At 69.8% G+C, this 25,298-nt stretch carries 29 protein-coding genes and 1 tRNA gene; 12 read left to right on the forward strand and 18 right to left on the reverse strand.

Annotated elements, in window-relative coordinates; translation table 11 throughout:
- The coding region (locus tag OXS27_RS17890) for a PRC-barrel domain-containing protein (RefSeq protein ID WP_267358144.1) at positions 1-377 on the reverse strand (377 nt) is incomplete at its 3' end.
- 108 nt (positions 378-485) lie between these two features.
- Between OXS27_RS17890 and mepA the strand changes: the two genes are divergently transcribed.
- Both mepA and OXS27_RS17900 read left to right on the forward strand, forming a co-directional pair.
- Entirely contained in the window at positions 486-1,418 is a 933-nt protein-coding gene (mepA, locus tag OXS27_RS17895; RefSeq protein ID WP_243922098.1) for a penicillin-insensitive murein endopeptidase, read from the forward strand.
- Positions 1,419-1,467: 49 nt separating this feature from the next.
- Complete coding sequence (locus OXS27_RS17900; protein WP_243922096.1) at positions 1,468-1,632, forward strand: hypothetical protein; 165 nt, start codon at positions 1,468-1,470, stop codon at positions 1,630-1,632.
- A gap of 30 nt (positions 1,633-1,662) precedes the next feature.
- Here OXS27_RS17900 and msrA read toward each other — a convergent pair whose 3' ends face one another.
- Positions 1,663-2,319, reverse strand: a complete 657-nt coding sequence (gene msrA / locus OXS27_RS17905; protein WP_243922094.1) for a peptide-methionine (S)-S-oxide reductase MsrA — start codon at positions 2,317-2,319, stop codon at positions 1,663-1,665.
- Positions 2,320-2,582: 263 nt separating this feature from the next.
- Positions 2,583-2,903, reverse strand: coding sequence for a PetM family of cytochrome b6f complex subunit 7 (locus OXS27_RS17910; protein ID WP_161392694.1), 321 nt, complete (start codon positions 2,901-2,903; stop codon positions 2,583-2,585).
- A 157-nt stretch (positions 2,904-3,060) separates the two neighbouring features.
- Here OXS27_RS17910 and OXS27_RS17915 point away from each other — a divergent pair, with 157 nt between their 5' ends.
- Both OXS27_RS17915 and OXS27_RS17920 read left to right on the forward strand, forming a co-directional pair.
- On the forward strand, positions 3,061-3,744 hold the full coding sequence (locus tag OXS27_RS17915) for an HAD family hydrolase (RefSeq protein WP_267357985.1): 684 nt from the start codon (positions 3,061-3,063) through the stop codon (positions 3,742-3,744).
- 395 nt (positions 3,745-4,139) lie between these two features.
- Entirely contained in the window at positions 4,140-4,442 is a 303-nt protein-coding gene (locus OXS27_RS17920; RefSeq protein WP_267357987.1) for a hypothetical protein, read from the forward strand.
- Between the two features lie 76 nt (positions 4,443-4,518).
- Here OXS27_RS17920 and OXS27_RS17925 read toward each other — a convergent pair whose 3' ends face one another.
- Together OXS27_RS17925 and OXS27_RS17930 are read right to left on the reverse strand one after the other, a co-directional pair.
- Complete coding sequence (locus OXS27_RS17925; RefSeq protein ID WP_243922088.1) at positions 4,519-5,244, reverse strand: invasion associated locus b family protein; 726 nt, start codon at positions 5,242-5,244, stop codon at positions 4,519-4,521.
- A 106-nt stretch (positions 5,245-5,350) separates the two neighbouring features.
- On the reverse strand, positions 5,351-5,632 hold the full coding sequence (locus OXS27_RS17930; protein ID WP_267357990.1) for a hypothetical protein: 282 nt from the start codon (positions 5,630-5,632) through the stop codon (positions 5,351-5,353).
- Between the two features lie 456 nt (positions 5,633-6,088).
- Between OXS27_RS17930 and OXS27_RS17935 the strand changes: the two genes are divergently transcribed.
- Positions 6,089-6,913, forward strand: coding sequence for a hypothetical protein (locus OXS27_RS17935; RefSeq protein ID WP_267357992.1), 825 nt, complete (start codon positions 6,089-6,091; stop codon positions 6,911-6,913).
- Here OXS27_RS17935 and OXS27_RS17940 read toward each other — a convergent pair.
- A complete protein-coding gene (locus OXS27_RS17940; RefSeq protein ID WP_267357994.1) occupies positions 6,901-7,392 on the reverse strand; it encodes an ATP-binding protein in 492 nt (163 codons plus the stop codon). The two genes, OXS27_RS17935 and OXS27_RS17940, sit on opposite strands and share 13 nt — an antisense overlap.
- Positions 7,393-7,593: 201 nt before the next feature.
- Complete coding sequence (gene argH, locus OXS27_RS17945; RefSeq protein ID WP_267357995.1) at positions 7,594-8,973, reverse strand: argininosuccinate lyase; 1,380 nt, start codon at positions 8,971-8,973, stop codon at positions 7,594-7,596.
- Between the two features lie 42 nt (positions 8,974-9,015).
- Here argH and OXS27_RS17950 point away from each other — a divergent pair, with 42 nt between their 5' ends.
- From OXS27_RS17950 to OXS27_RS17960, 3 genes are read left to right on the forward strand one after another with little or no spacing between them, the layout of a single operon-like run.
- Positions 9,016-9,657, forward strand: coding sequence for a TlpA disulfide reductase family protein (locus OXS27_RS17950; protein WP_267357997.1), 642 nt, complete (start codon positions 9,016-9,018; stop codon positions 9,655-9,657).
- A 57-nt stretch (positions 9,658-9,714) separates the two neighbouring features.
- Positions 9,715-10,917: a Na+/H+ antiporter NhaA gene (gene nhaA / locus OXS27_RS17955; protein ID WP_267357998.1), complete on the forward strand. Its 1,203-nt coding sequence runs from the start codon at positions 9,715-9,717 to the stop codon at positions 10,915-10,917.
- Positions 10,918-10,976: 59 nt separating this feature from the next.
- Positions 10,977-12,734: a carbamoyltransferase C-terminal domain-containing protein gene (locus OXS27_RS17960; RefSeq protein ID WP_267358000.1), complete on the forward strand. Its 1,758-nt coding sequence runs from the start codon at positions 10,977-10,979 to the stop codon at positions 12,732-12,734.
- 499 nt (positions 12,735-13,233) lie between these two features.
- On the opposite strand, the gene OXS27_RS17965 is transcribed toward OXS27_RS17960, so the two are convergent.
- Positions 13,234-13,392: a hypothetical protein gene (locus OXS27_RS17965; protein WP_243922076.1), complete on the reverse strand. Its 159-nt coding sequence runs from the start codon at positions 13,390-13,392 to the stop codon at positions 13,234-13,236.
- A gap of 253 nt (positions 13,393-13,645) precedes the next feature.
- Here OXS27_RS17965 and OXS27_RS17970 point away from each other — a divergent pair, with 253 nt between their 5' ends.
- A complete protein-coding gene (locus OXS27_RS17970) occupies positions 13,646-13,897 on the forward strand; it encodes a hypothetical protein (protein WP_267358002.1) in 252 nt (83 codons plus the stop codon).
- 117 nt (positions 13,898-14,014) lie between these two features.
- Here the strand turns inward: OXS27_RS17970 and OXS27_RS17975 are convergent, their stop codons facing one another.
- Entirely contained in the window at positions 14,015-14,176 is a 162-nt protein-coding gene (locus OXS27_RS17975) for a YqaE/Pmp3 family membrane protein (RefSeq protein ID WP_243922072.1), read from the reverse strand.
- A 253-nt stretch (positions 14,177-14,429) separates the two neighbouring features.
- Between OXS27_RS17975 and OXS27_RS17980 the strand changes: the two genes are divergently transcribed.
- Together OXS27_RS17980 and OXS27_RS17985 are read left to right on the forward strand one after the other, a co-directional pair.
- Entirely contained in the window at positions 14,430-14,906 is a 477-nt protein-coding gene (locus OXS27_RS17980) for a hypothetical protein (protein WP_267358006.1), read from the forward strand.
- Positions 14,907-15,020: 114 nt separating this feature from the next.
- Positions 15,021-15,740: a hypothetical protein gene (locus OXS27_RS17985; RefSeq protein ID WP_267358008.1), complete on the forward strand. Its 720-nt coding sequence runs from the start codon at positions 15,021-15,023 to the stop codon at positions 15,738-15,740.
- Between the two features lie 37 nt (positions 15,741-15,777).
- On the opposite strand, the gene OXS27_RS17990 is transcribed toward OXS27_RS17985, so the two are convergent.
- The 5 genes from OXS27_RS17990 to tsaE form a co-directional block, all read right to left on the reverse strand.
- Positions 15,778-16,332 (reverse strand): PAS domain-containing protein, encoded by a 555-nt coding sequence (locus OXS27_RS17990; RefSeq protein WP_267358010.1) that lies wholly within the window; start codon positions 16,330-16,332, stop codon positions 15,778-15,780.
- The gene (locus tag OXS27_RS17995; protein WP_267358012.1) at positions 16,329-16,526 is read right to left on the reverse strand and encodes a hypothetical protein; all 198 of its coding nucleotides are present in this window, start codon (positions 16,524-16,526) and stop codon (positions 16,329-16,331) included. The genes OXS27_RS17990 and OXS27_RS17995 overlap by 4 nt, the downstream gene beginning before the upstream one ends.
- Before the next feature lie 658 nt (positions 16,527-17,184).
- A tRNA-Arg gene (locus OXS27_RS18000) sits at positions 17,185-17,261 on the reverse strand.
- Positions 17,262-17,374: 113 nt separating this feature from the next.
- On the reverse strand, positions 17,375-18,127 hold the full coding sequence (locus tag OXS27_RS18005; protein WP_267358014.1) for a nucleotidyltransferase family protein: 753 nt from the start codon (positions 18,125-18,127) through the stop codon (positions 17,375-17,377).
- 18 nt (positions 18,128-18,145) lie between these two features.
- Positions 18,146-19,762, reverse strand: a complete 1,617-nt coding sequence (tsaE, locus tag OXS27_RS18010; RefSeq protein ID WP_267358016.1) for a tRNA (adenosine(37)-N6)-threonylcarbamoyltransferase complex ATPase subunit type 1 TsaE — start codon at positions 19,760-19,762, stop codon at positions 18,146-18,148.
- A gap of 193 nt (positions 19,763-19,955) precedes the next feature.
- On the opposite strand from tsaE, the gene cynS reads away from it, so the two are divergent.
- On the forward strand, positions 19,956-20,444 hold the full coding sequence (cynS, locus tag OXS27_RS18015; protein ID WP_243922060.1) for a cyanase: 489 nt from the start codon (positions 19,956-19,958) through the stop codon (positions 20,442-20,444).
- Positions 20,445-20,778: 334 nt separating this feature from the next.
- Here the strand turns inward: cynS and OXS27_RS18020 are convergent, their stop codons facing one another.
- The 4 genes from OXS27_RS18020 to OXS27_RS18035 form a co-directional block, all read right to left on the reverse strand.
- On the reverse strand, positions 20,779-24,048 hold the full coding sequence (locus tag OXS27_RS18020) for an efflux RND transporter permease subunit (RefSeq protein ID WP_267358019.1): 3,270 nt from the start codon (positions 24,046-24,048) through the stop codon (positions 20,779-20,781).
- Between the two features lie 233 nt (positions 24,049-24,281).
- Complete coding sequence (locus OXS27_RS18025) at positions 24,282-24,716, reverse strand: tellurite resistance TerB family protein (RefSeq protein WP_267358021.1); 435 nt, start codon at positions 24,714-24,716, stop codon at positions 24,282-24,284.
- Positions 24,717-24,799: 83 nt separating this feature from the next.
- Positions 24,800-25,000 (reverse strand): DUF3606 domain-containing protein, encoded by a 201-nt coding sequence (locus OXS27_RS18030; protein WP_267358023.1) that lies wholly within the window; start codon positions 24,998-25,000, stop codon positions 24,800-24,802.
- Positions 25,001-25,074: 74 nt separating this feature from the next.
- The gene (locus OXS27_RS18035) at positions 25,075-25,293 is read right to left on the reverse strand and encodes a YbdD/YjiX family protein (RefSeq protein ID WP_267358025.1); all 219 of its coding nucleotides are present in this window, start codon (positions 25,291-25,293) and stop codon (positions 25,075-25,077) included.
- Between the last annotated feature and the right edge of the window lie 5 nt (positions 25,294-25,298).

Genomic DNA, 25,298 nt, shown 5'->3' on the forward strand with positions numbered 1-25,298 from the left:
ATCCCCCAGCAGGGTACCGCGTCGTAGTAGCGGTGGATCTGCTCCTCCCAGGCGCCGTCCTCGGCCGGATCGGTGCCCTCGGGGGAGCGAGCCGGGGCGGCGCGCCACTGCTCTTCCGTGAGGTCGAGCACGTAGGCGTCCTGCAGGAGCTCGAACCGGAGCACCGACCAGGGCAACGTGTAAAAATCTTCGCCAAGCCCCAGGAAGCCGCCGAAGCTCATCACCGCGTAGGCGACCCGGCCGGACATCTTGTCGAGCATCAGCCGCTCGATCCGGCCGACCCGGCTCCCGTCGGGCCGGCGCACATCGGTGCCGATGACCCGGTCGCTGGCGATCAGGCGGCGGGGTTCCCGCGGGGCAAGCGGACCGGTCGCCAGCGTGGGCGCCTCCCGCTAGGTCGCGCGTTGCCCGAAAAACGCCCTGGGCGTGGGCCACGTTCCGGCACGCACCCGCACCCGCGCTCCCAGACGGACGACCATCACCGCATGCCAATGCCGCGCCTCGCCTCGTCCTTCGCCCCGAGCCTCGCGCTCGCCGCCCTGCTCCTGCCGGCCACCGCACAGGCCCAGGATCGCGGCAGCGTCGCCCCGAGACCCCTGCCGCCGCTGGAACATCCGGACGCGCCCTCGACGCCCGCCAAGGCGCTGTTCGGGCGTGTGACGAAGGCCACCGCGGGACCAGCCCACATCTATGGGTTCTACGCGAAGGGCTGCTTCGCGGGCGGCGAGGCGCTGCCGCTCGACGGGTCGAACTGGCAGGTCATGCGCCCGTCCCGCAACCGGATGTGGGGCACGCCGCATCTCGTCGATTTCGTCGAGCGCCTGTCGCAGAAGGCCGCCCGGGTCGGCTGGCCGGGGCTGCTCGTCGGCGACATGGCCCAGCCCCGGGGCGGTCCGATGATCACCGGCCACGCCTCGCACCAGATCGGCATCGACGCCGACGTCTGGCTGACGCCCATGCCCGATCACCGCATGAGCCGGGCGGAGCGCGAGGAGACCTCCGCCACCGACATGGTCCGGCCCGACCGGCTCGACATCGACCCGCGCGTCTGGACGCCGACGCACCTGCAATTGATCAAGCTCACCGCCGAGCAGCCGGAGGTGGAGCGCATCTTCGTCAACGCGGCGATCAAGAAGGCCCTGTGCCGTGACGCCGCGGGCAGCCGCTGGATGTCCAAGGTACGCCCGATGTACGGGCACAATTACCACTACCATATCCGGCTCGCCTGCCCGGCCGACCAGGAGGATTGCCAGCCGCAGGGCGCCCCCTCGAGCGGCGACGGCTGCGAAGACCTCGGCTACTGGTTCTCGGACGCGGTGTTGCACCCGAAGCCCCCGAAGGTGCCGCCGAAGCCCAAGCCCGCCATGACCATGGCGGCGCTCCCGAACGCGTGCCGGGCGGTGTTGAAGGCACCGTGAGACGATCGGGGGGAGTTCACGATCCGGCGCGATGTGCTAACGCCCCGGAATGCCCCGCTGGCTCTTCCTCATCTTCGCCACCGCCATCGCCCTCTCGGTCCTGGGCAGCGTGCTGATCGTGCTGCGCAGCCCGAACAGCACGCCTCCGCTCGTGGGCAACGCTCCCGCCCCCGCCTCGCCGGGCATGCCGCCCAAGCCCGGCGGGAGCCCGTAAGGAGCACCCGGCGGCACGTCCTGAAAAGAATCAGGCGGCGACGCCGGTCCCCACCGGGCAGCTGACGCCGGTGCCGCCGAGGCCGCAATAGCCGCCCGGGTTCTTGGCGAGGTACTGCTGGTGGTAGCCTTCTGCGAAGTAGAAGTGTTCCAGCGGCTTGATCTCGGTGGTCACGTCCGGGAAGCCGCGCTGCCGCAGCGCCTCGGCATAGGCTGCGCGCACCGCCCGGGCGGTCGCCTCCTGGGCGGGGCCGTTCGTGTAGATGCCTGAACGGTACTGGGTGCCGACATCGTTGCCCTGGCGCAGACCCTGGGTCGGATCGTGGCTCTCGAAGAAGATCCGCAGCACCGATTCCAGCGGCAGCAAAGCCGGGTCGAAGGCGACCAGCACGACCTCGTTGTGGCCGGTCTGGCCGGTGCAGACCTCCTCGTAAGTCGGGTTCGGGGTATAGCCGCCGACGTAGCCCACGGCCGTCGCGAACACCCCCTCGGGCAATTGCCAGAACCGACGCTCGGCGCCCCAGAAGCAGCCGAGCCCGAGGACGATCGTCTCGATGCCCGGGGGATAAGGCCCTTTGAGCGGGTTGCCGTTGACGAAGTGGGTCTCGGCCGTCCGCAACGGTGTCGGGCGCCCCGGCAGGGCCTCGGCGGGGTTCGGCATCTCGGGGCGCTTGCGGAACAGGAACATCGGGTTGCCTTCCGGTCTCTGGTTCCGCTCGATATGGGGAGGTATCCGCTTCGGAGAAAGCATCCGGCAGCCGGAGGACATCCGGCTCGACCTGCTACGACTCCCGCGTCGTCGAGCCGGTGCGGGATGCCGGCGGCACGGTCGTCAGCTTCTTCGCCGCGCGGGTCAACGCGCTGACCGCCGGGATCGCACGGCTGGAAGGTGAATGAGGCCAGGGCGCGACACCCCCGCTGATCGAGCCCAGCGGGATCCGGCGTCGCGGCTCAGGGCTTCGTGAGGAAGCCGATCGGCTCGCGGCCCGGCTGGCCGAGCCAGAGCAGGACCGCGCCGAGACCAAGCCCGATCAGCGAGGCCGGCGCCAGGGTGAGCGGCAGGCCCAGCACGTGCCAGAGCCAGGGCGCCGCCCCCTCGACGCTGCCCTGCAGGGCGCCGGCCCGGTCCTTGAACAGGGCGGCGATCACCTCGGAGAGCGGCGTCACCCGCAGGCCGTTATTGGCGATGGAGCGGGCGCCGTCATAGACCAGCGCGACGAAGCCGCCGGCCATCAGCAGGAAGCCCAGGACGCGGACCAGGAAGCGGAACATCGCGGACGTCTTCGAAGCCTTGCGCGCCCGGCTGGCGCCCGTCCCGGGAGTATGAGGCCGGGCCGCCGGTTGCAACCACCGGCGCGTCCGGTTGCCGGTCCGGGGCGCCCGTGTCACAGGCAGCGGGCGGCGGCGGGCCGTGCGGGAACGGTCGGCCTTGGACGCACGCGCGACGTCACTCTCCCTCGGCCTCGTGATCTTCGATTGCGACGGCGTCCTGGTCGATAGCGAGCCCCTCAGCCTCGCCTGCCTCACGGCCGGACTCAACCGGATCGGCGTGCCGATCGACCTCGCCACCGTGCGGGCGCGCTTCACCGGCACCTCCATGCCCTCGATCATGGCGCATATCGCCCGGGACTATGGGGTCACGGCGCCCGAGGGCTTCGTCGACGCGGTCAAGGCCGAGACCCTCGCGCTGTTCGATTCCGAATTGCGGGCGATGCGCGGCGTTGCCGGAGCGGTGGCGGCCCTCGGCCTGCCGCGCTGCGTGGCCTCCAGCAGCGATCCGGTCCGGCTGCGCCATTCCCTGACGCTGACCGGGCTGCTGCCGTTGTTCGGCGCGCACGTGTTCTCCTCGGCGCAGGTGCCGCGGGGCAAGCCCTTCCCGGACCTGTTCCTGTTCGCTGCCGACCGGATGGAGGTCCCGCCCGAGGCGTGTCTGGTCATCGAGGACAGCGTGCCCGGCGTCACGGCCGCCCGGAGCGCCGGCATGCGGGTCGCCGGCTTCACCGGCGGCGGCCATTGGGTCCACGACCCCGCCGGAGCGGACCTCGTGCAGGCCGGCGCCACCCGGATCTTCTCAGATTTTTCCGATCTTGCCGCGGTGATCGCGGAGGCCTGAAGGGTCTCGTCTCCAGGGAGCGGAACCGGGGCCGCTTCCCTCCCAGGCGCAGCTCCCAAAACGGAAATCGATTCCGTTGACGGTCCGTCGCGGCATCGCCATCTTGGGTGGTGCCGATGCGGATTCGCTCCCGCGTCGGTCGCGGTGATTTGAGAAGCGTAGCTTGCGCCGCGTCATCAAACGCTAAAGCACTGCGACGGCCTGTGTGCCGCGCGGTCCTTCAGTCTGGAGGACATCCGATGTCGAAGAGACCCCCGGTCGACCACCCTACGCTCCCGAACGTGCCTTGCTGCCGCGCCCGACACCGGCGCTGTCGACGCTAGCGCGCCGACCATCATCCAGCAGTCATCGCGATCCGGCATGGCTTCACGCCGGCCCAGGGAGTTCCAAGTGCCATGCACAGTCTCTTTGCAGAACACACGCCCGGAGAGGGCCTGAAGGCGGCCGATCCGGCCACCATTCCGTTGCCCGGTCCGGCCGGGCCGCCGCGGGTGATCGAGATCGGTGAGATCACCGCCGGGATCGCCGTGCCTGAAGGGCGCGGGGTCCGGTTCTTCTCATCCGCCCGTGATTTCGATGGGCTCGACGGCGCCCTCTTCCGGACCGCCGAGCAGGCGACCCGCGCGGCCCGGGAGCGCGTGCGCCCCCGGGCTCACCCCGGCGCCGGGCAGAAGCGGGCCCAACTCCGCCGCGCTTGATCGGTGCATCGCAACACCCCTCCGCCGAAGCAGCCGACACGCTTCGGCGGAGGGTGGATCGTCCGGTCGGAGCGCGCTACCGCCCGCATTCCTCGCGGGTACGCTTCATGGCTTCGGCGAAGCCGCCGAGCGCGTACTCGTCGCTCGTGGGATTACCGCGCATCGACGTGGTCTTGATGATGAGCTTCGGGTTGCGGGTGCTCATCTCGGAGACGACCCGGGCCTCCTCGGCCGGGTTTTGCAGCCATGCGTTCCCGTCCTTCACCACGAGGCCGTAGCGGCTGCTGCCGAGGTTGAGGCTCGGGTCCGTGGGGGTGGCGGCCGAGCCGGGTTTGACCTGGGAGGCCGCGGGCTTCGACGGGAAGCCCAGCATCACCGCCACCTCGTTCTGGACGTTCTCGCCCTTGCGCACGCTGACGAACAGGTAGGCGGTATCGCGCTTCAGGGTCCTGGGCGAGCGGGCCTGCGGCTGCGCGATCGCGTAGCAGAGCTTGGTGCGGCCGTCGCCGTTCACGAACACGTTCCAGTCGCCGAAGATCGCAACCGGTGTGGCCTGCTGCATGCCGGGGGGGGTCACCGCCCTCCTCTCGGCCCGGGCCGCCGGCCGCTGGCGGCCGCGCCGACGCCCACGCTGGGCCGGGGCCGCATCGTCGCCACTGGTATCGACCGCGGCGTCCTGCGCCCACGCGACCGTGGCAGACAAGCCCGGGGCGCCGAGCAGACCTCCGAAGACACCGGTGACGAGACCGGATGAGAGCAGGACGAGAGCTCCGAGAGGGAGCAGACGTGGAGCGCGGACCATCTTCACTTCCTGACGGCGGGCGGCCCTTTCGAGGGCCGAACCGGGGTTCAGGATTAGTGAAGCTTGCGTAAAACGTCTGCAAGATGGCGAGACAGCACCATCCGCATCAGATCGCGCGTGCCTCCACGGCCTGCGCGGCGATCACCACCGCTGCGGCCGCAACCGGTTCGACCGGCTCACCGATGGCCATCGGAACGGCGTTCGGTTGCGCCGGGACGGCCTGCTTGCGGGGCGGATCGTTGTAGGGGGTGTTGTAGCCCTTGCGCACGGCGGCCCAATAGACCTCCCGGGTCAGGCCGGAACCGGTCAGGGCGGCATCGATCATCGCCGTCGCCCGTGCCGCCAGATCCGACACCTCTTCCGGCTGCAGCCAACTCTCGACAGGCATCCTGCGCACTCCGTTCCACACGGCAAAGCTTGTAGCGGGTCGGACTTAGCCAGATGGTGAACGCACGGCCTGGCTGATGGTTGCGCCGCACAAATTTCTTCGCCGCCTGTGGGTAAGCGGGATGGCGCTCACGCCGCCCCGGGCGTGAGCCGGGGCCAGTCCTCCGCAGCGGTTTTTTGTCATCATGAATTTGCGGACCACGTGAAAAGACTTCCGGATATCTCAGAGATCTAGCTTTCACCTGGAACTATAAACCACCCTAGATGGAACCTTATGGGTCCAGAGACTCAGAACCTCGCCAAAAAACACGTATCCTATTTCCAAATGACGCAAACTTATCTCGCCATCCGGATTATTTAACTTGCAAATCCGGCGTCGATGCGGGACCATTTCTTTGCCGCATCGTATGAGTCCGTCATTCAACACAGGGCCGCTCCCACGGGCGGTGGAGCCGTCATGGTCGGAGCCGTGAACAGAGTGCTGCCGGTCCTGCGTTCCGCGACGGCGGTGAGGGACCCGGCTCCCGTCGAGCGCCGGGCGCGGGACGACGCCCGCACCGACCCTACCCTGGAAGCCCTGCGCCGCGCGCGGCGGGCCGAGATGGAGAGCCTGCTCGCATCCATGGCCCCGGCTCCGCCAGGAGCGCACGCCATGGCGGCCCATACGCTACAGGAGGCGGAGCGGAAGCTCGCGCGGCTCAAGGCGGAGGCCAGGGCGGCAGCGGCCTCCGGCGACCGGAAGGCGGCCCGCCAGATTGCCCGGGATCTGGCCGTGCTTGCCCGCGTGATCGCCGAGGCCGCCCAGGATTACGCCGTCGCGGAGGCGCAGCCGGATGTCGTATCGCCCGCCCTGGCCAAGGCCGCCGCCCGGATGAACGCCCCATCCCGGGCCGGAGACGCGATCGACGCGGGATCCCTGGTCGGAATGGCGGCCTCGGCCGCCGCCGAGGTGACGCAGGACGCATCGGAAACCGGGGCACCGGACACGGCAGCGCCGCAGAAGGCCGACGGCGAGATCCGGCAGCCGGTGGATTCCGGAACCGCACCCGACAGCGCTTCTCCGCGTGGATCGGGCAGCCCGAGCGATGAGGACATGCTGGTCAAGGCTCATAGGCTGTTTGAAGAAGCCGTGGAATGGCTGCACGCGATGGCGGCGTTGATCAGCAGGCGGCCGAGCCGGGCAAGCCAGGCGGAGCCGGACGCGCCGATTCCGGTCTGGCCTTTGGGACTGTCCCTGCATTCCGCAAGCGCCACTGTACCGGTCGCCTCTCACGGCCGGTGAATGACGAGATCGAAGCCTTCCTCCGGCGCGGGTGGGACGAAATAGCGGCTGAACAGATCGAAATCCGCCTCCGTCACCGCGAAGTCGTGCGTGCCCTCGGCGTTCCGCCGGCGCAGGCGGGCTTTGCAGACCGCATCGGGTACGTCCAGCACGTGGAGCTGGTGCGCGACACCGGCCGCCTCGAACAGGGTCCGCATCCACGCCCGGCTGGCGACGGTGTTGGCCGGAAAGTCCAGCACGACCGAGATTCCAAGGCGCAGCAGGGACACGATATGCGGCCCCATGGCGTCGCGCAGCCGCGCCGCGCTGCGGGCGTAGTCGGCGAGACAGGTCTGCGCGTCGGGATAGAGCCGGGCAAGCCAGTGATCTTCTGCGATCACGACGGTGTCGGGTTCCTGCCCCAGGCGGGCGGTGAGCGTCGATTTTCCAGCGGCGATCTTGCCGCACACGAGGTGCAGCGTCGCGTGCTTCACGGACATGGCGAGGGACCTTGGGAGCGCGGACCGAGGCCGCGGAGGCGTTCACGTGCGGGATCGCCCGGCCTGACGAATCAGACCGGGTACCGAATTCGACCCCGAATCGCGGTCCCCGCGCTGTGAACACACAAGGTCATGGGCGAACCGTGCCATCGACCGGCCGCCGTGGCCAGAGGGCGTCCTACACAGGGCGCCCGGATCCGATCAGCCGAGCCGCTCGATCCAGCCCTGGGCCTGCCTGCGCACGTTGTCGGGCGCGGTGCCGCCGTAGCTGGTGCGGCTCGCCACGGAATTCCCGACACCCAGCACCGCGTAAACCGCCTCGGTGATGCGCGGCTCGGCCTCCTGCATCTCGAGCAGCGAGAGTTCCTCCAGCCCGACGCCCTTGGCCGAGGCGACGCCGACGAGGCGGCCGGTGACGTGGTGGGCCTGCCGGAACGGCAGGCCGAGTTCGCGCACCAGCCAGTCGGCGAGGTCGGTGGCAGTGGCGTAGCCCGAGCCGGCGGCTTGGCTGAGCACCGCGGCGTTGGGTTCGAGGTCCTTCACCATGCCGGTCATAGCGGCGAGGCACAGGGACAGCGCCTGGAGCGCGTCGAACGTGCCCTCCTTGTCCTCCTGCATGTCCTTCGAATAGGCGAGCGGCAGCCCCTTCATGACGACGAGCAGGCCGGTCAGCGCGCCGATGATCCGGCCGGACTTGGCCCGCACCAACTCGGCGGCGTCGGGGTTGCGCTTCTGCGGCATGATCGACGAGCCGGTCGTGTAGCCGTCCGACAGCCGCACGAAATTGAACTGCGCCGAAGTCCAGACCACCAGCTCCTCGGCAAAGCGCGACAGGTGCACGGCGCAGATCGAGGCGGCGGCGAGCGATTCCAGGGCAAAGTCGCGGTCGGCCACCGAATCGAGGGAGTTGGCGGTCGGCCAGTCGAAGCCGAGCGCCGACGCGGTGGCGTGCCGGTCGATCGGGAAGGAGGTGCCGGCGAGCGCGGCGGCACCGAGCGGGCACTCGTTGAGCCGTGCCCGGGCGTCGCGGAACCGCCCCCGGTCGCGGGCCAGCATCTCGACATAGGCGAGGCAATGGTGGCCGAAGGTCACCGGCTGGGCCGATTGCAGATGGGTGAAGCCCGGCATCACGGTCTCGGCGTGCGTCAGCGCCTTCTCGGCCAGGGCGCGCTGCAGGTCGGCGGCCTGCTGGTCGAGGGAATCGAGGGTGTCGCGCACCCAGAGCTTCATATCGGTGGCGACCTGATCGTTGCGCGAGCGCGCCGTATGCAGGCGCCCGGCAGCCATGCCGACGATCTCGGTCAACCGGCTCTCCACCGACATGTGGATGTCTTCGAGCTCGCGCTTGAACACGAAGGTCCCGGCCTCGATCTCGTCGCGCACGGACTTGAGCCCGGCCTCGATCGCGGCCACATCGTCGGCGGGAAGGATGCCGGCCTGGCCCAGCATCGCCACATGCGCCAGCGAGCCGCGGATATCCTGGGGCGCGAGGCGCTTGTCGAATCCGATGGAGGCGTTGATCTCCTCCATGATCTCCGCCGGGCCGCTCGCGAAGCGGCCGCCCCACATCCGGTTGCTCATGTCGATCCTTCCGCGCCCTGAACGTCCCGGCAGGCAAAGCTGATGCCCAGCCGCACACCCATCCTGGCCGGCGCAGGCGTCGCCGCGCTCGCCGTCCTCGGGATCGCCCTATACGGGAGCGGTCTCCTGCCCGGCAACACGGGCGGGGCGCTCCAGCCCTGCGCCGCCGCCAAGCCGGCACTCGCCCGGGTCGACGCCGCCGCGAAGGGCGAGGTCGCCGCCATGCAGGCCCTGCCGCAGGCCCGGCCCGCCCCCGAGATCCGGTTCAAGGGGCCGGACGGCACCGAGACCGGGCTCGCCGACCTGAAGGGCCGGCTGCTGCTGGTCAATCTCTGGGCGACCTGGTGCGCCCCCTGCAAGGCCGAGATGCCGGCGCTCGACCGGCTCCAGGCGCAACTCGGCGGGCCGGATTTCCAGGTCGTCGCCATCAACGTCGACACCCGCAACCTGGAGAAGCCGCCGGAATGGCTGAAGCAGGCCGGCATCCACGACCTCGCCTTCTATGCCGATCCCGGCGGTCGCGTCCTGCCGGCGATCCAGCGCGACACCCAATCCCCCGGCCTGCCGACCACGATGCTGATCGACGCGCAGGGCTGCACCCTCGGGGTGATGAAGGGGCCGGCGGCGTGGTCGAGTCCGGATGGGCTGGCGCTGATCCGCGCGGCTCTGGGGCGGACGTCGTAGAGACTCTGAGCCCCGGTCCCTTGCCCGCGCCCCCGATGCGCGGCAAGCCCTGTCGCGATGACATCGCCCGCACCCCACCGTGCCCCGCCGAGGCGCGGCCCGCGCCCCCTCTCGGCCATCCGTGCGCTGCTGGCCAGCGAGGCGGCGGGTGGGCTGATCCTGATGGGCGCGGCGGCGCTCGCCCTCGTCGTCGCCAACGGGCCCTTCGCCGAGACCTACGCACACGCACTCCACACCGCCCTCGGGCCGATGAGCGTCCAGCACTGGATCAACGACGGGCTGATGGCCGGGTTCTTCCTGCTGGTCGGCTTGGAGATCAAGCGCGAGGCGCTGGACGGACGGCTGCGCACCTGGCCGGACCGGATGCTGCCCGGCTTCGCGGCACTCGGCGGCATGGCGGTGCCGGCCGGATTCTACGCGCTCGCCAACCTCGGCAGTGACACCCTGCGGGGCTGGGCGATCCCAGCGGCCACCGACATCGCCTTCGCGCTCGGTGTCCTGGCACTCCTCGGGTCGCGGGCGCCGGTCTCCCTGAAGATCTTCCTCAGCGCAGTGGCGATCATCGACGATCTCGGCGCCGTGCTGGTGATCGCACTGTTCTACAGTTCCGGCCTCGACCTCACGATGCTGGGACTGGCCGCCCTCGTGGTCGCCGGCCTCTACGGACTCAACCGAGCCGGCGTATCGTGGCTTCCCGCCTATCTGCTGCTCGGCCTCCTGCTCTGGGTCCTCGTGCTGCGCTCCGGGATCCACGCGACGATCGCGGGCGTGCTCCTGGCGCTCACCATCCCGATCCGGGTCAGCCCGGGTCGCCCCGAGGATGCGGGGTCGCCGCTGCACCGGCTGGAGCACGCGCTGGCGCCCTGGATCACCTATCTCGTGGTGCCGATCTTCGGCTTCGCCAATGCGGGCGTGAACCTGACCGGCCTGACCGGCGACGCGCTGCTCCAGCCCGTGACGCTCGGCATTGCGGCCGGCCTGTTCCTGGGCAAGCAGGCCGGCGTGTTCGCGAGCCTGCGGCTCGCCGTCGCGCTCGGGCTCGGGCAGCGCCCGGCCGGCGCGGGGTGGGGGCAGGTCTACGGCGTCGCCGTGCTGTGCGGCATCGGCTTCACCATGAGCCTGTTCATCGGCGGCCTCGCCTTCGCGGACCCGCAGCACGAGACCGCCGTGAAGCTCGGCGTGCTCGCGGGCTCCGCGCTGTCGGGGCTCATGGGCGCGGCGATCCTCCTCCTCGCCCGGCCCCGCGCCGCCGCGGCCTGAACCCGTCCGCGCGACCCCGGCTTCGCGGCCCGGGCAGAAATGCGCTACCCCCTGCTGGCATGCGCTTCTATCTCGGCCTCGCCACCACCTTTCACGATCCCGCACTCGCGCTGGTCGGGCCCGACGGCACCCTGCTCTTCGCCGAGGCCGCGGAGCGCTTCCTCCAGTACAAGCGCGCGCCGAACTGCGAGCCGGACGCCCCGGCCCGGATGGCCTCACTGCTCAAGGAGCACGTGCCGCCGGGCTCGGAACTCGTGATCGCCTCCACGTGGGGCACGCAATTCAGCGACTTCCTGCGGGGCCAAGCCGGCGCCGGCGCCTTCGACCTGATGGCGCTCGCCGCCCACACCACCGCGCTCAACCGCTCCTTCGTCCCCGAGCAGGCCGAGCGGGTGTTCATCGCCGATCTCCACGGCGCGCAGGAGCGGGCCGGCCACGGCACCCTGCTGGCGCTGAACCAGGAGGCGCGGGTCACCGGCGCGGCGCCCCGGGCAACCATCGCCGGGCAGCGGCGCTACCCGCACCACCTCTGCCACGCCGCCTACGGTCTCTGGAGCAGTCCGTTCACTGAAGCCACCGCCCTGGTGGTCGACGGCATGGGCGAAACCGGCGCAGCCGCGATCTACCGGATGGAGGAGGGCCGGATCACCGAGTTGCGCCGCCATCGCGGGCGCGGGTCGCTGGGCTTCCTCTACGGGCTGATCACCGATCTCGCCGGCTTCGATCAAGTGAAGGGCGAGGAGTGGAAGATCATGGGGCTCGCCCCCTACGGCCAGCGTGATTCGGAGCTGGCCGCCCTGCTCGCCCGCCTCTGCACGGTCGAGGACGGTCGCCTGCGCTATGCCGCCGCCGAGACGATCCGGGCCGTCGCCGAGGAGGTCCGCGCGCGTCGCCCGGCGGATGCCCTGGAGAACGGCTGGGCCGATCTCGCCCGCTGCGGCCAGGATCTGTTTGGCACGCTCATGGACGCGCTGGTGGCCGAGGCCCAGGCACTGGCACCGTCCGAAAACCTCGTGATCGCCGGCGGCTGCGGGCTGAACTCGTCCTACAACGGCCGTGTGCTCGGCCGGTCCGGGTTCCGGCGGCTGCACGTTCCCTCGGCGCCGGCCGACGACGGCAACGCGGTCGGGGCCGCGTGGCTCGCCTACGCGGAGGATCATCCGGACTGGGCCGGGCCGCCGCGCGAGCAGCGCCCGCTCACTCCATACCTCGGCTGCTCCGTCTCCACCGCCCCGATGGAGCGCCTGGCCGAGCAGGAGCCCCGCGCCCGGCGCGTCGGCCACGCGGCGGCGACGCAGGCCGCGGCCCGGATCCTGGCGGAGGGCGGCCTCGTCGGCTGGGTACAGGGCCGGGCCGAGTTCGGGCCCCGGTCGCTCGGCAACCGCTCGATCCTCGCGGATCCGCGGCCGGAGGGCGCCAAGGACGCGCTCAACGCCAAGGTGAAGTACCGCGAAGCGTTCCGGCCCTTCGCCCCCTCGATCCTGGCCGAGGCCGGGCCGGACTGGTTCGAGGATTACGCCGACAGCCCCTATATGGAGCGCACCCTGGTCTGGCGGGAGGCGGTCCGCGCCCGCGTGCCGGCGGTGGTGCACGCAGACGGCACCGGCCGGCTCCAGAGCGTCACGGCCGCGCGCAACCCGGCCTACGCCGCGCTGATCACGGCCTTCGCCGCAATCACGGACGTGCCGATCCTGCTCAACACCAGCTTCAACATCATGGGCAAGCCGATCCTCCACAGCGCGGAGGACGCGATCCTGATGTTCTACACCACCGGCCTCGACGCCCTCGTGGTCGAGGATTGGCTGGTGGTGAAATGAGACGCGCCGCGCCCCGCGCCGGTCTCCCTCCCCCGTGCGAGCTACGGGCTACACCGATCCGATTCGATCGGTTCGGGTTGTCGGCCTTTGCCCTGTGCGGGAGGCTTTGGCATGGATCGGCTTGGGGCGGCGACATCCGCACCGAGGCGCGGGGCGCTTGGCTGTTTGATCGGATTGTGACCACTGGCGGCGTGGCCCTGTTCAGGCAAGGGCCAACCTCCTCCGCAGAGGGGGAGGGTAATGCGCGTTGCCGACCAGCCCTATCCGACGACGTTCTGAAAATCCGCAAGCTCGCACGGGAGTAGGATCGGTCGCGCTTTCAACCCCGTCCGCAAGCGACGGTCGTTGACCCTGTCCAAGGACAATCGAACCCGGCTCGCCATCTCTGTTTCTGGCCAGGTCTTTGTGCCGGCGCACCCTGCGGGTCGGTTGGGAGCCACGTCAGGGCAAGCCACACCGACCCATCCTTCGGACGGGACGCGCTGTCGGCGCCCGGTTGCTATCGGAACAGGGGTAGCCCCGCGCCGATGATGACGAGGCCGAGCATGATCAGGCCGCCGCCTGCGCCTTCGAACGTCGCCTGTCGGACCGAGCGTTGCGGCGCCATGCCGGCCAATGTCACGCCTGAGAGCAAACAGATCGCACTGAGCAGGGCCATGGCGTCGAAGGCTCCGGCGCCCGAGGGACGCTCATGACAACATCGAGCCGCCAAGCATGCGGACGGACCGTTAAGAAATCCCTTTGCGGATCGGTCGCGGACCGTCCCCCGCCGGCGGGCGGTTCTCGACCCTCACGCCCGCGGACATCGACCTGAGCCGAGGCCCGTATCGTCACGCGATCCTGGGCCCGGGTTAACGCGCTGTTAACCACGTCCCCGTTCCCTGGCCTGAGCACTTCAGGTGGATGAATCCATGGCCGACTTCGATCTTCGTACCGCCTTCGCCCAATTGTGTGCCGACATGCCTGCGGGCGATACGGACGAGGCCGCCTACGAAGAGACCCTCAGTATTGCGGTTCAGCGCCTCGGCCGCCGGACCGGCGGTCATCGCGTCGATCTCACGACGCGTCCCTTGTCGAACATCGGATCGACGGAGCCGGACTGTCCCTTCCTGATCTCGGTCGCGGCCCTGCCGATCGGCCGTCCGCACCACAGCCCCTACTGAATCAGGCCGTCCGCGACGGCGCCGTGGCGCCTCCGACAGGGCCGGACCGAAGCGCGCGGCCCCACATCTTCGGTTCACCGCGATGCCGAGGCGACGCACGCCTCGGCGGAGCGCGTGTCAGGCAGTTTCCCGCCGCGTGACGACGAGCGCCCAGATCGTCGCCGGGATCCACCCGATGATCGTCACGTGTAGGATGATGCAGAGAATGCCCTGAAGCACCTTCCCGCGCAGGAACATCGCAAGCCACGGCGCGAGGAAGCAGATGATGATCATGATCATGGGTCGAAACGCTCCTTTGTCAGCGACATAGGCGCCCGGCTCACGTCCGGTAGCCCCTCCCGTTCAACCGCGAGTGGGTACGGCTCCGGAGGACCTTCTTCGGACATCAGCGCGCCAGCAGGCCCCTGGCGTGCCTCCGTGCGAGACCCGCAGCCGGCAGATCGGACCGCCACGCGCCGTGATGTCGGCGGGGACGGCCGCGACGGCGTATCTCGGCAGGAACCATAAGATCGGGCCGGCCGTTGCTGGCGCCATGACCCATCACGTTGCCCTTGCCGGTTCCGTCCTTGCCGGCGTGGCGCTCTGGGCAGGGGTCTATGTCGCCCTCCTGCCGACGCGCGGGTCCGATCCAGCCGAGCCCCGTACCGTCAGCGCGGTCACGCGCGTATCATCCGCAGTATCCGCTGCCGATCGCGATGAGCTGTCGCCCGGTCCGCGGCGTTGGGCCGATCTGCCCCGCGAGACGGCCAAGCGCTCGAACGTCCTGCCGGTCGATATCGATGCGCCGTCCGCGGCCAGTCTGCCGGATGTCGGCGCCCAGCAGGCGGATCTGCCGACACGTCAGCGCGGCCGCGCGCGGATCCGAGCGGCCGCCCTTCGCGACAGCCCCCTCGCACGGCACCTCACCCGGCCACATGCCTCCCGATCCGCCCGCGCATTCGTGCGGCCCCGCTTCCGGCGCGTCAGGGAGCCGATCCAGTTCAGCCTGGCCACGCGATCGTCCTCCTGACTCCCCGACCGGAGGTTTTGGGCGGCCACGCGGCGTGGAACCATATCGCGCGCTGCGCCGTAACAGCCCCGCTGCGTTCCTGCGACCTCTGTGCAACCTGTAAAGCGAGGGTGGATGCGTCGTCTCGTACGCGCGATCATGGCCATCAGTCTGATCGCGGGCGACGCCGCTCAGGCCGCGTCCCTGACCGAGATGCCCGGCGACACACGAGGCGGGAGCCGGCCGGTGGTGAGCGACCAAGCCCGGCTCAGGGACCTCGTCGATCGGGACGCGCAGACGTGGCGGCGCATCTCCGCCTCCATCTGCCGGGGATGCGGCGCGCCGCCACCGGCGCTGGACATCGTCCGGTCCAACCCGTTGCCCGTGCGGGCGCCGCGTGAGGCGGTCGCGGCGGCCTCCGTCCCGGAGGCCGCGCCCGCACGCCCCACCCTGCGGCCGGTTTCACTCCACAGCGCCGACCTGCCGACGCATGACGCGACCCGCGGGCGTAGCGTGCGCTCGGACCCCACTCCTGTACGCCTGACCGCACGGGCGCGGCGCTACGCCCGGACCGCGCGCTTGCGCGTCCTACGCCATCACAGACGCCTGGCGCTCCTCCGGGCCCAGCGGAGACACGATGCCCGGCTTGCGGCCGAGAGGCGTGAGGCCGCCGCGTATCGGTTGAAGCGCGCGGGTCCGGGGGCTGGCTTCCTCAGGCTGGCGGAGAATCAGACCGGCGGCGACCGTCGCCGGGTGCCGCTGCCGCCTCAACGACCCGATACGCTGTGTGCCGATGACCGCGCGCTGGCCACGGCCCGGATACGGCCGGTTTCGACCTGCACCCACACTCCGTAACGATCCGGGTTACGCGGCCTCGGCTCGCTCCGTCGCGTCAGTGAAAGGCGGCCTGGGCCGGCCCCGCCAGCTCGGCACGCGCGAGCTCGATTCCGACCTCGTGCAGCAACCGCTCGATGAGGGGGCGCAGACGCCCCGCGGATGCGGGCTCGACGAGGGTGTGAGCCATGAGGAGATGATCCGCCATGGCCTCCAGCATGGAACTCGGCGGCGGCGCCGGATGCACCGGAGGCGGCACGAAACTCCCGAGCGAACCGGAGGCCATCATCTCCGCGGCGGGATCTTCGGCCATCGGTGTGATCGATCCGAGGAAGCCCAGGAAGGTCCGGTTCGGCGGGCCGAAGGACGGTACCGCCCCGGCGGCGACCCACATGGCCCGGCCATCGGGCGCAAGCATCCGGTAGCGCAGGTTGAAGGCGCTCTGCGCCTGAATGGCGGACTCGACGGTTCTGCGGGCGATGTCGCGATCCTCCGGATGCACGACCCGAGCCCAGCCGAACCCCACGGCGTCCTCCAGGGACTGGCTGGTAAAGTCGGTCCATTCCGGGCTGATAAAGGTCGCCCGTCCCTGCGCATTCGTCACGAAGATCATGGGCGGATCACGCCGGAGCGCTCCGACGCCACCCCGCGCGCAAAGGCCAGGATCCTCTGGCGGTCCGCGTGGTCGGTCAGACTCTCCCAGATCCGCAACAGCTCACCCTGATCGGCGAACTCGGATCCCGATGCGCCCTCACAGCGGAACACGGTCTCCGGCCGGCCCAGCGCTTCGGCGATGCGTCTGATCATGCGCTCACGCGGCGGCGGATAGGGGGCGATCCGTTCAGGCGCAGTCTCCGGCAAGGAATGCCCCTCCACGATCCATGGCGCATGCGATCCCACCCAGACGCACTACCCAAAGGTGTATTGAACCGTTGGCCCGACTTCAATGTAGAAGGATATACAATCCATAATCGACATCATGCGACGCAGGCGCGTCATCGCAAGCATGGCCGCGCCACCGGCTGGTCCACAACGGCGGCTCGGATGCGTCGCACCAGTGCGGGCGGGGCTTGCGTGGCCAGGGTCGAGACAGGCAGCGGTCGCCCGCGCGCCGGCAGCATCCACGGATTCGCAGGTGCTCCCGCCCAGGGATGAGGGCCCGGAATGTTCGTCCTGCGAGCCTAGCCTTGGCCGTGTACAGCCGTCGCGCACCCCGTGACCGACGCGGCCGACCGACACTACGCTGACGGTGACGCGACCACCGCTGGCACCCGGTCCAGCGTGTTCTCGTGCTGGATGCAAGCTCTGAACGATGAGGTCGAACACGACGCGAGTCACATCAGAGAACGTCGATGCCGACCCGCATACCGGCCCTGTCAGCCGCGCCGGCAGCGTTCTGCTTGAACACCACGGGCGCCGATTGCGGTGCCTTGCACGAACAGGTTCAAGTTGAGAAATGTAGAAATGGCGCGCCCGAAAGGATTCGAACCTCTGACCCCCAGATTCGTAGTCTGGTGCTCTATCCAGCTGAGCTACGGGCGCCTGACACGGCGGCGGGGTCTTGGTCCGCCGGTGTGAAGGGGCTTCTAGAGGCTCCAATCGGGCTTGGCAAGACGGTCCGGACGACGAGTTTGCAACAACGGGTCCTGCGGTCCTCAAAGAACCCGGGCGCTCGCCTTCACCCGCTCCTCCGCGGCCCGGATCGCGTCCGGCGTGCCGACATGCAACCACTGGCCGTCGAGGCGCATGCCGAACAGCCGCCCCGCCGCGATCGCCCGGTCGAACAGCAGGTTCAGCGAGAACGCGCCCTCGGGCGTGTCGACGAACAGCCCCGGCCTCAGGATCGCCACCCCCGCGTAGATGAAGGGCGCCACGACGCGCTCGCCGCGGCGCTCCAGGCGCCCGTCCGCGGCCATCACGAAGTCGCCCGCACCCTCGTAGCCGAGGCTGGTGGTGGTGGGGGCGACCAGAAGCAGCCCGTCCATGCGCTGCGCGTCCCAGGTCTCGATCAGTCGGCGCAGGTTGGAGGCCGGCCCCTCCAGCCAGAACGAATCCGAGTTCAGAACCGCGAACGGCGCCTCCCCGAGGAGCGGCAGCGCCTTGCGGATGCCCCCGCCGGTCTCCAGGAGCGCCGCGCGCTCGTCCGAGACGATCGTGGCCGGGCCTGCGCTCGGTCCCTCGGCCCGGCGGGCGAGATGGCCCTCGATCAGGTCGGCGAGATAGTGGACGTTCACCACGGCCGTGCCGATCCCGGCCTCCGCGACCCGGTCGAGGGCGTGGTCGAGGAGCGCCCTGCCGGCCACCTCCACCAGGGGTTTGGGCACCGTGGCGGTCACCGGCCGCATGCGCTTGCCCAGGCCCGCGGCCAGGACGAAGGCGCGGCTGACGGCTGGCTCGAGCTCGCTCATGCGGAAGGGATCCGATGGTCAGGGTTCGGGGGCGGGGGCGACGAGGCCCGGAAGGTGCTCCGCGTGCCACGCCCGCAGTCCGGCGAGCGCCGGATGGGCGAGGTTGCGGGTGAGATAGCCCTCGATCCGCGGCAGGTGGGCGAGATAGCCGGGCTTGCCGTCGCGCCGGTCGAGGCGCGCGAAGATGCCGAGGATCTTGGTGGCGCGCTGCGCGGCGAGCAGCGCGTAGGCAGTCGCGAAGGCGCCGACATCGAAGGCCGGGTCCCGGCCGCGCCGCTCCCGCGCGTAGAGGCCGAGCAGCCGCAGCTCGAACTCGGCGCTGGCATCGACCCGGGCATCCTGCAGCAGCGAGGCGACGTCGTAGGCCGGGTGGCCCATCACGGCGTCCTGGAAGTCGATCAGCCCGACCCGCTCCAGCCCGTCGCGCTCCGGCAGCCAGATCAGGTTGGGCGAGTGATAGTCGCGCAAAGTCCAGGTCGGCCGGTCGGGGATCGCCCCCTGGAGCGCGGCCCGCCACAGATCCACGAAGTCCGCGCGTGCCTGCGCCGACAGGGTGACGTCCCGGATCGCCGGGGCGTACCAGTCGGGCATCAGCTCCGTTTCGAACAGCAGCGCGTCGGTATCGTAGGGCGGCAGGACGTGGTCGATCCCCTCCACCACCGGCAGGGCCGCGGGCAGCGGGGTGGCGTGGAGCCTGGCCAGCAGCCGCACCGCCTCGGCGTAGCGCTCGGGCCGCGGCGTGCCGGCCTCGACCACCGGCTCGCTGCCGAGATCCTCCAGGATCAGCAGGCCCTCGGCGAGATCCTCGCCGTAGATCTTCGGCGCCGAGAAGCCCAGCGCCCGCAGGCCCCGGTCGAGGGCCACGAAGGCGTGGACGCTCTCGGCCAGATGCACGATCGCGCTGTAGGGCTTGCCGTCGCGCACCGGCGGACCGTCGGGCCGGGGCGGCGCGATCATCAGCACCGCGCTGGTGCCGTCGGGCTTGGTCAGGCGCTCGTAGGTACGGGACGAGGCGTCGCCCTGCATCAGCACGCGCTCGGCGATGTCCCAGCCGCTGCGGTCGAGGAGGCGCCGCACCGCCCGGGCCCGGTCGAGGCGGGCGCGCATGCCCCCCGAGCCGTCGATCCGGGCGAGCCGCGCCCCGGGGCCGAATTCCGCCCGCAGGGACAGGTCGATGGTGAGCACCGGCCCGTCGCGGGGCGGCATCCGCTCGGGCCACTCGACCAGGGTGATGGCCTCGTCGGCCATCTCGTCGAAGCCGAGTTCCACCAGCTCGTCGGCGTCGCGCAGGCGGTAGAGGTCGGCGTGGATGATCGGTCGCCCGTCCCGGGCGGTGTAGGGCTGGATCAGCGTGAAGGTCGGGCTCGGCACCTCCAGGCGCGGATCGCCGGTGAGTTCCCGGATGATCGCCCGCGCCAGCGTGGTCTTGCCGCCGCCCAGGCCCCCGGAGAGCGCCACGACGTCCCCCGGGAGCAGGAGCTCCGACAGGAACAGGCCGAGATCCTCGGTGGCGGGCTCCTCCGGCAGCACGAATTCCCACGGTGCCGGCAGCGCGGATGCGCCCTCCGGCCCGCCGGTCCCCTGCCCGTCCCGATCGTCTCCGCCCAAAGCCGCCTCCGAGACCCGAAGACGCATGGTCCGAAAACACGCTCCGGATGCAAGGGTTTCCGGCCGGGGTTGTGCGCTTCCCGTCCATCCGGTGCACCGAAAGCACGCTCCGGCGCCTTCCGCCGCCCCGATTGGCATACGGCTTGCCGAGGGGGCGCGGCCGCACCGCCGGCCGGCCCTCATGCCGGAACCGGCCGAACCATCAGTCAAGGAGGAAACGATGAAGCGTCAGGACCTGACCGAGAAGCTTCTCGACATCAAGCGCGAGAAAGGCTGGAGCTGGAAGCACATCCACGAGGAGATCGGCGGCCTGTCGCCGTTCCTGATCACGGCGGCCTGCATGGGCCAGATGAAGCTGCCCAAGGCCCAGGCCAAGCGGGCGGCCGAGCTGTTCGGCCTCACCGCGGCCGAGGAGCGGATGCTGAACGAGGCGCCCTACCGCGGCTCGATCGCGTCGATGCCGCCCACCGACCCGCTGATCTACCGGTTCTACGAGCTGGTGATGGTCTACGGCACGACCTTCAAGGAGCTGATCCAGGAGGAGTTCGGCGACGGCATCATGTCGGCGATCGACTTCAACATGGAGATGGCCCGGGAGGCCAACAACAAGGGCGACCGGGTGAAGCTCACCATGTCGGGCAAGTTCCTGCCGTACAAGTATTACGGCAACGACGACGACACGCCGGAATATGGGTTCAAGGAGGGCTGAGCAGTTCAGGGGGGGGGGCTGTACCTCCCCCTTCTGCGGGCTTGCGGATCACACAACGCGTTCAGCCACGGGGTTTCCGTATGGAACGCGGGTCCTCTCTCCCGAAGGGAGAGGGACAGGGTGAGGGGTAGGACGTGTCCGGATCAGGCGCTCCCTGGGACACGCCGCGAGGGTGCGCTCAATCCTGAGCGTTCCCGTCCCTCACCCCAACCCTCTCCCTCTCCCGCTCGGGAGAGGGAGCCCGTCGCGCTCTGCGGTCGGAGGCGGTCTCCACCAGAAATCTGTCACCATCGTACCTCTGGGGAAGAGAGAGACGCGTGGACGCCGCGGCGCCTCACATGGCCGGCCGCCCCTCCCCCTCCAGATAATCCTGCACCGGCTGCGCCGGCCCGCTCCGCATCAGCACGTAGAGGAACGGCACCAGCAGCAGCGTCGCGGGGGTCGCGAAGGCGATGCCGCCCATCACGGCCCGCGCGAGCGCCGCGTTCTGCTCGCCGCCCTCGCCCGTGCCGAGCGCCATCGGGATCAGCCCGAAGAACATCGCCGAGGCGGTCATCAGCACCGGCCGCAGCCGGGTCTCGCCCGCGGTGATCGCCGCCTCCTGGGCGCTGCAGTTCGTCGCCTCCCGGTGCTCCTTGGCGAAGGTGACGAGCAGGATCGAGTTCGCCGAGGCGATGCCGACCGACATGATCGCCCCGAAGATCGACGGGATCGAGAAGGCCGTGCCGGTGATGAACAGCGCGAAGGTGATGCCGCAGAACGCCATGGGCAGCGCCGCGATCACCACGAAGGGGTCGCCCCAGCTCTGGTAGTTCACGGCCATCAGCAGGTAGACGGCGATCAGCGCGATGCCGAGGCCGATCTCCAGGCGGAAGAAGGCCGAACGCATGTTCTCGATCTGGCCGCGGACCGCGATCTTATCGGGCGCTTCCAGGTTCTTCTGCTCGTCCTGCACGATCGCGTCGATGTCGCGCGCCACCGAGCCGAGGTCCCGGTCCTGCACCGAGGCGAAGATGTCGAAGGTCGGCTGGATGTTGACGTGGCTGATCATGGTCTGCGTCGGCATCCGGCGCAGATCCGCGAGGCTGGAGAGCAGCGTCAGCACGCCGGGGCCGGAGCCCGAGGTCGCCGCCGCGCGGACGAACATCGGCGTGTTGCGCAGGTCGGTGAGCGAGCTGTTGCGGTACTCGGGCGTCTGCACCCAGAGCTGATAGGGGATGCCGGTCTTCGGATCGGGCCAGAAGTTCGGCGTCACCTGATAGCTGCCCGACAGCGAGATGTTCATGTTCTGCGCCACCTGCTGCTCGGTGAGCCCGAGTTCGGAGGCGAGGCGCCGGTCGACATCGACGTAGAATTGCGGCTCGTTGACGATCTGCTGCAGGTGGACGTCGACGAGGCCCTTGGTGTGCTTCAGCCGCTGGACGATGCGCTGGGCGACCTCCAGATCCTTCTCCTTGTGCCGGCCGGAGACCTGCACGTCGATCGGCGTGATGACGCCGAAATTCAGGATCTGGGTGATCATGTCGGCGGGCTGGAAATACGCGATCACGTCGGGGAAGCGCTTCATCAGCACCGCCCGCAGGCGCTTCGTGTAGCCCGCCACCGAGCCGTGGCCCTCCTTGAGGCTGATCAGCATCTGCCCGTCGTTGTAGGAGACGAACGAGCCGTCCGAGAACGCGAAATTGTAGTTGATCGACGGCAGGCCGATATTGTCGAGGATCTGCTCGATCTCGCCCGCCGGGATCACCTCGCGGACCGTGTCCTCGATCTGCGCGAAGACCTGCTGCGTGGTCTCGATGCGCATGCCGGTGCGGGTGCGCAGATGCAGGGTCATCTGGCTCGCCTCGATCTGCGGGAAGTAATCCTCGCCCACGAAGGCGAACAGCACGCCGGTCATCCCGAGTACGCCGCCGACGACGCCCACGGTGACGATCCGGTGGCGCAGCACCGCGTGCAGCAGGCCGACATAGCCCCGGTGGAACCGCGTGAAGCCGCGCTCGAAGCCGGCATGGATGCGGCCGGCCAGCCGCATCACGGGGGCGCCGATCAGGCCCGCGGCGCGCGCGACCCGGCCCCGGCGGGGCGGCTCGTGCTGGTCCCGATCCTTGGCGTGCTTCTGCCGATATTCGGGCGCCACGATCACGTCGATCAGCAGCGGCACCAGGGTCCGTGACAGCAGGTAGGAGGTCAGCATCGCGAACACGACCGCGAGCGCCTGGGGCGTGAACAGGTACTTCGGCGTGTCGGTGAGCGCGAACACCGCCGTGAAGGCGGCGCAGATCGACAGGGTCGAGATCAGGGCGGGCTTGGCGATGCCGGCCGCCCCGTGGACCACGCTCTCGCGGAACTCCTCGCCCTCCTCGAACAGCCGGTAGGTGTTCTCGATCGCCACGGTGGCGTCGTCCACCAGGATGCCCACCGCGAGCGCCAGCCCGCCCAGCGTCATGACGTTGATGGTCTCGCCGAGCGCCGCCAGCACGGCGAGCGAGGTCATCACGCAGAGCGGGATCGAGATCAGCACGATGACGGTCGAGCGCCATGAGCCGAGGAACAGCAGGATCGCGAGGCCGGTCAGCGCCGCCGCGGTCAGCGCCTCGTGCAGCACGCCTTCGATGGCGTTCGAGACGAAGACCGACTGATCGAACAGCTGCTGGATCGACAGGCCCTCGGGTGCCGCGGCCCGGATCGTCGGCATCGCCGCCTTGACGTTGTTGACGACGTTCAGCGTCGAGGCGGTGCCGTTCTTGATGACCTGCATCAGCACGGCCTGCTTGCCGTCCGCGCTCACCACGTTGATCTGCGGGGGCCCGCCGTCGCGGACATAGGCGACGTCGCGCACCAGCACGGGCTGTCCGGCCACGATCTTGATCGGCGCGAGGTTGAGGGTCTCGATCGAGGGCGGGGTGGCGTTGAGCTGGACCGGATACTGCTGCTCGCCGATCTTGGTGAGCCCGGACGGCACCGTCAGGTTCTGGGCCGTCATGGCGTTGGTGACGTCGAGCGGCGTCAGGCCGAGTGCCTGGAGGGCGTTGAGGTCGAGATCGACCATGATCTGCCGGGGCGCACCGCCGAACGGGGCCGGCAGGGTCGAGCCCGGAACCTGCGCCAGCGTCTGGCGGATCCGGTACTGGGCGTAATCGTAGACCTCGTTGAGGCTCTGCTTGGCCGAGGTCAGGGCGAGCTGAATCACCGGCACCGAGGAGGCGGAGTAGCGCACGATCACGGGCGGCTGCGTGCCGGTGGGCATCACGGCGCGGATCGAATTGGTCGACGACACCACCTGGGCGATGGCAAGGTCGATACTGACGGTCGGGTCGAAGTAGATGCGCTGCACCGCCGTGCCCTGGAGCGTGGTCGACTCCATGCGGCGGATGTTGTTGACGTTGTTGGAGATGCCGTATTCGGCGTAGGTGGTGATCCGCTGTTCCATCTCCGGCGCCGACAGGCCGGTATAGGTCCAGACCACCACGACGACCGGGATGTCGACGACCGGCAGCACGTCCTTGGGGGTGACCACGATGGCGCCGATGCCGCCGAGCATCATCAGCACCGCGAGCACGTAAGTCGTGATCCGGAACTTGAGGGCGTAGAGGACGAGGCCCATGCGGTCTCCGCCGGCCGGCGCGGGGCCGGCAACTCCGCGTTGTGTACCGGTGAGCCGTTACACCCGGACTGTTTCGCTATCACGTCCGGGTAGGCAAGGAGCGGGCCGCGTCGCCGCAGGGGACGCGGCCTTATGGCAACGCGTCAACCCACCCACGTCAAATGAGGGCGTGTCCGGGTCGGAGAAATCTCAGCGTGCGGTCGCCGTGATAGCCGGGACGGCGTACCGCCAGATCAGCGCAGCAAGGCCGACTTATCGACTTGCAGAGCCCCGGCGATTTCATCGAGTGCCTTGTGCTCGACCGCGCTGATGCCGTCGATGTCGGCCACGTCGGCGCCGATCAGGAACACGTCCTGGCGCTGTTCGATCGGCCGCTGCGCGATGGCGCCGATGAGGCGCAGGTTCTCCAGCCGGCCGGCCCGGGTCTTGGCCCGGGCGATCGCCTCGTAGAGTTCCTGCTCGACCCGCAGGGTGTCGTAGGATTTCTCGAGGATCGGGTTCGCGCGGATCCCGGTGATCGCCGATTCGATCTCCTCCTCGGCGACATCGCCATCCGCCACGATGACGTTGGCGGCCGACGAGACCGCCGCCAGCAGAAAGACGGCATCGCCCGCGTACGACATGATCGTGCGGCCGAACCGAAGGATGGCGTCTTGAAAAATGCTCATGCCGATTCCCGTCCGGTCGGAGATGGCGGATATTGTGGCCGCCGAGTCAAGATGCGGCCGAGCTTGCCCGGGGGATGCCGGGGTCAGGTGGCGGGTTCATGCCCCGGCCAGTCCCGTCCGAGATGGGCCGCCACCCGGGCCGGATCGTCGCCGACCTCCGCCACGGCCGCCTCGACCTGCTCCACGGGCACCATGAACCGGCGCGCCCAGTAGGCCCGCTCCCAGGCATGGCCGACGTTCACGGCCCGGGGCTCGGTCGGATCCTGCTCGCTCTCGTCGGCCATCGGCCCTCCGCCTCGCACGCGGGCCGTGCGGCCCCCGGCGTGACAAACGCCGGCCGGGGCCGATCGGGTCCCGCTCAGCAGCAGCGGAAACCCGATGTGTTGCCGACCCCGAAGCGGGCGTTCTCGCGATTGCGAAAGAACTCCACCTCGGTCATCGGCGCCCGGTCGGGATGGGTGCGGCGGATGTGGTCGGCATAGACCGCGTAATCCCCCTGCCCCACCATCAGCCGGGCGCCGTCGCAGACGCATTTGGACAGCGTCCGGAGCCGGTCGCGCAGGTTCGGCTGCTGCATGAGCC

The organism is Methylobacterium sp. GC_Met_3, from assembly GCF_026540775.1.
Lineage (GTDB): Bacteria > Pseudomonadota > Alphaproteobacteria > Rhizobiales > Beijerinckiaceae > Methylobacterium.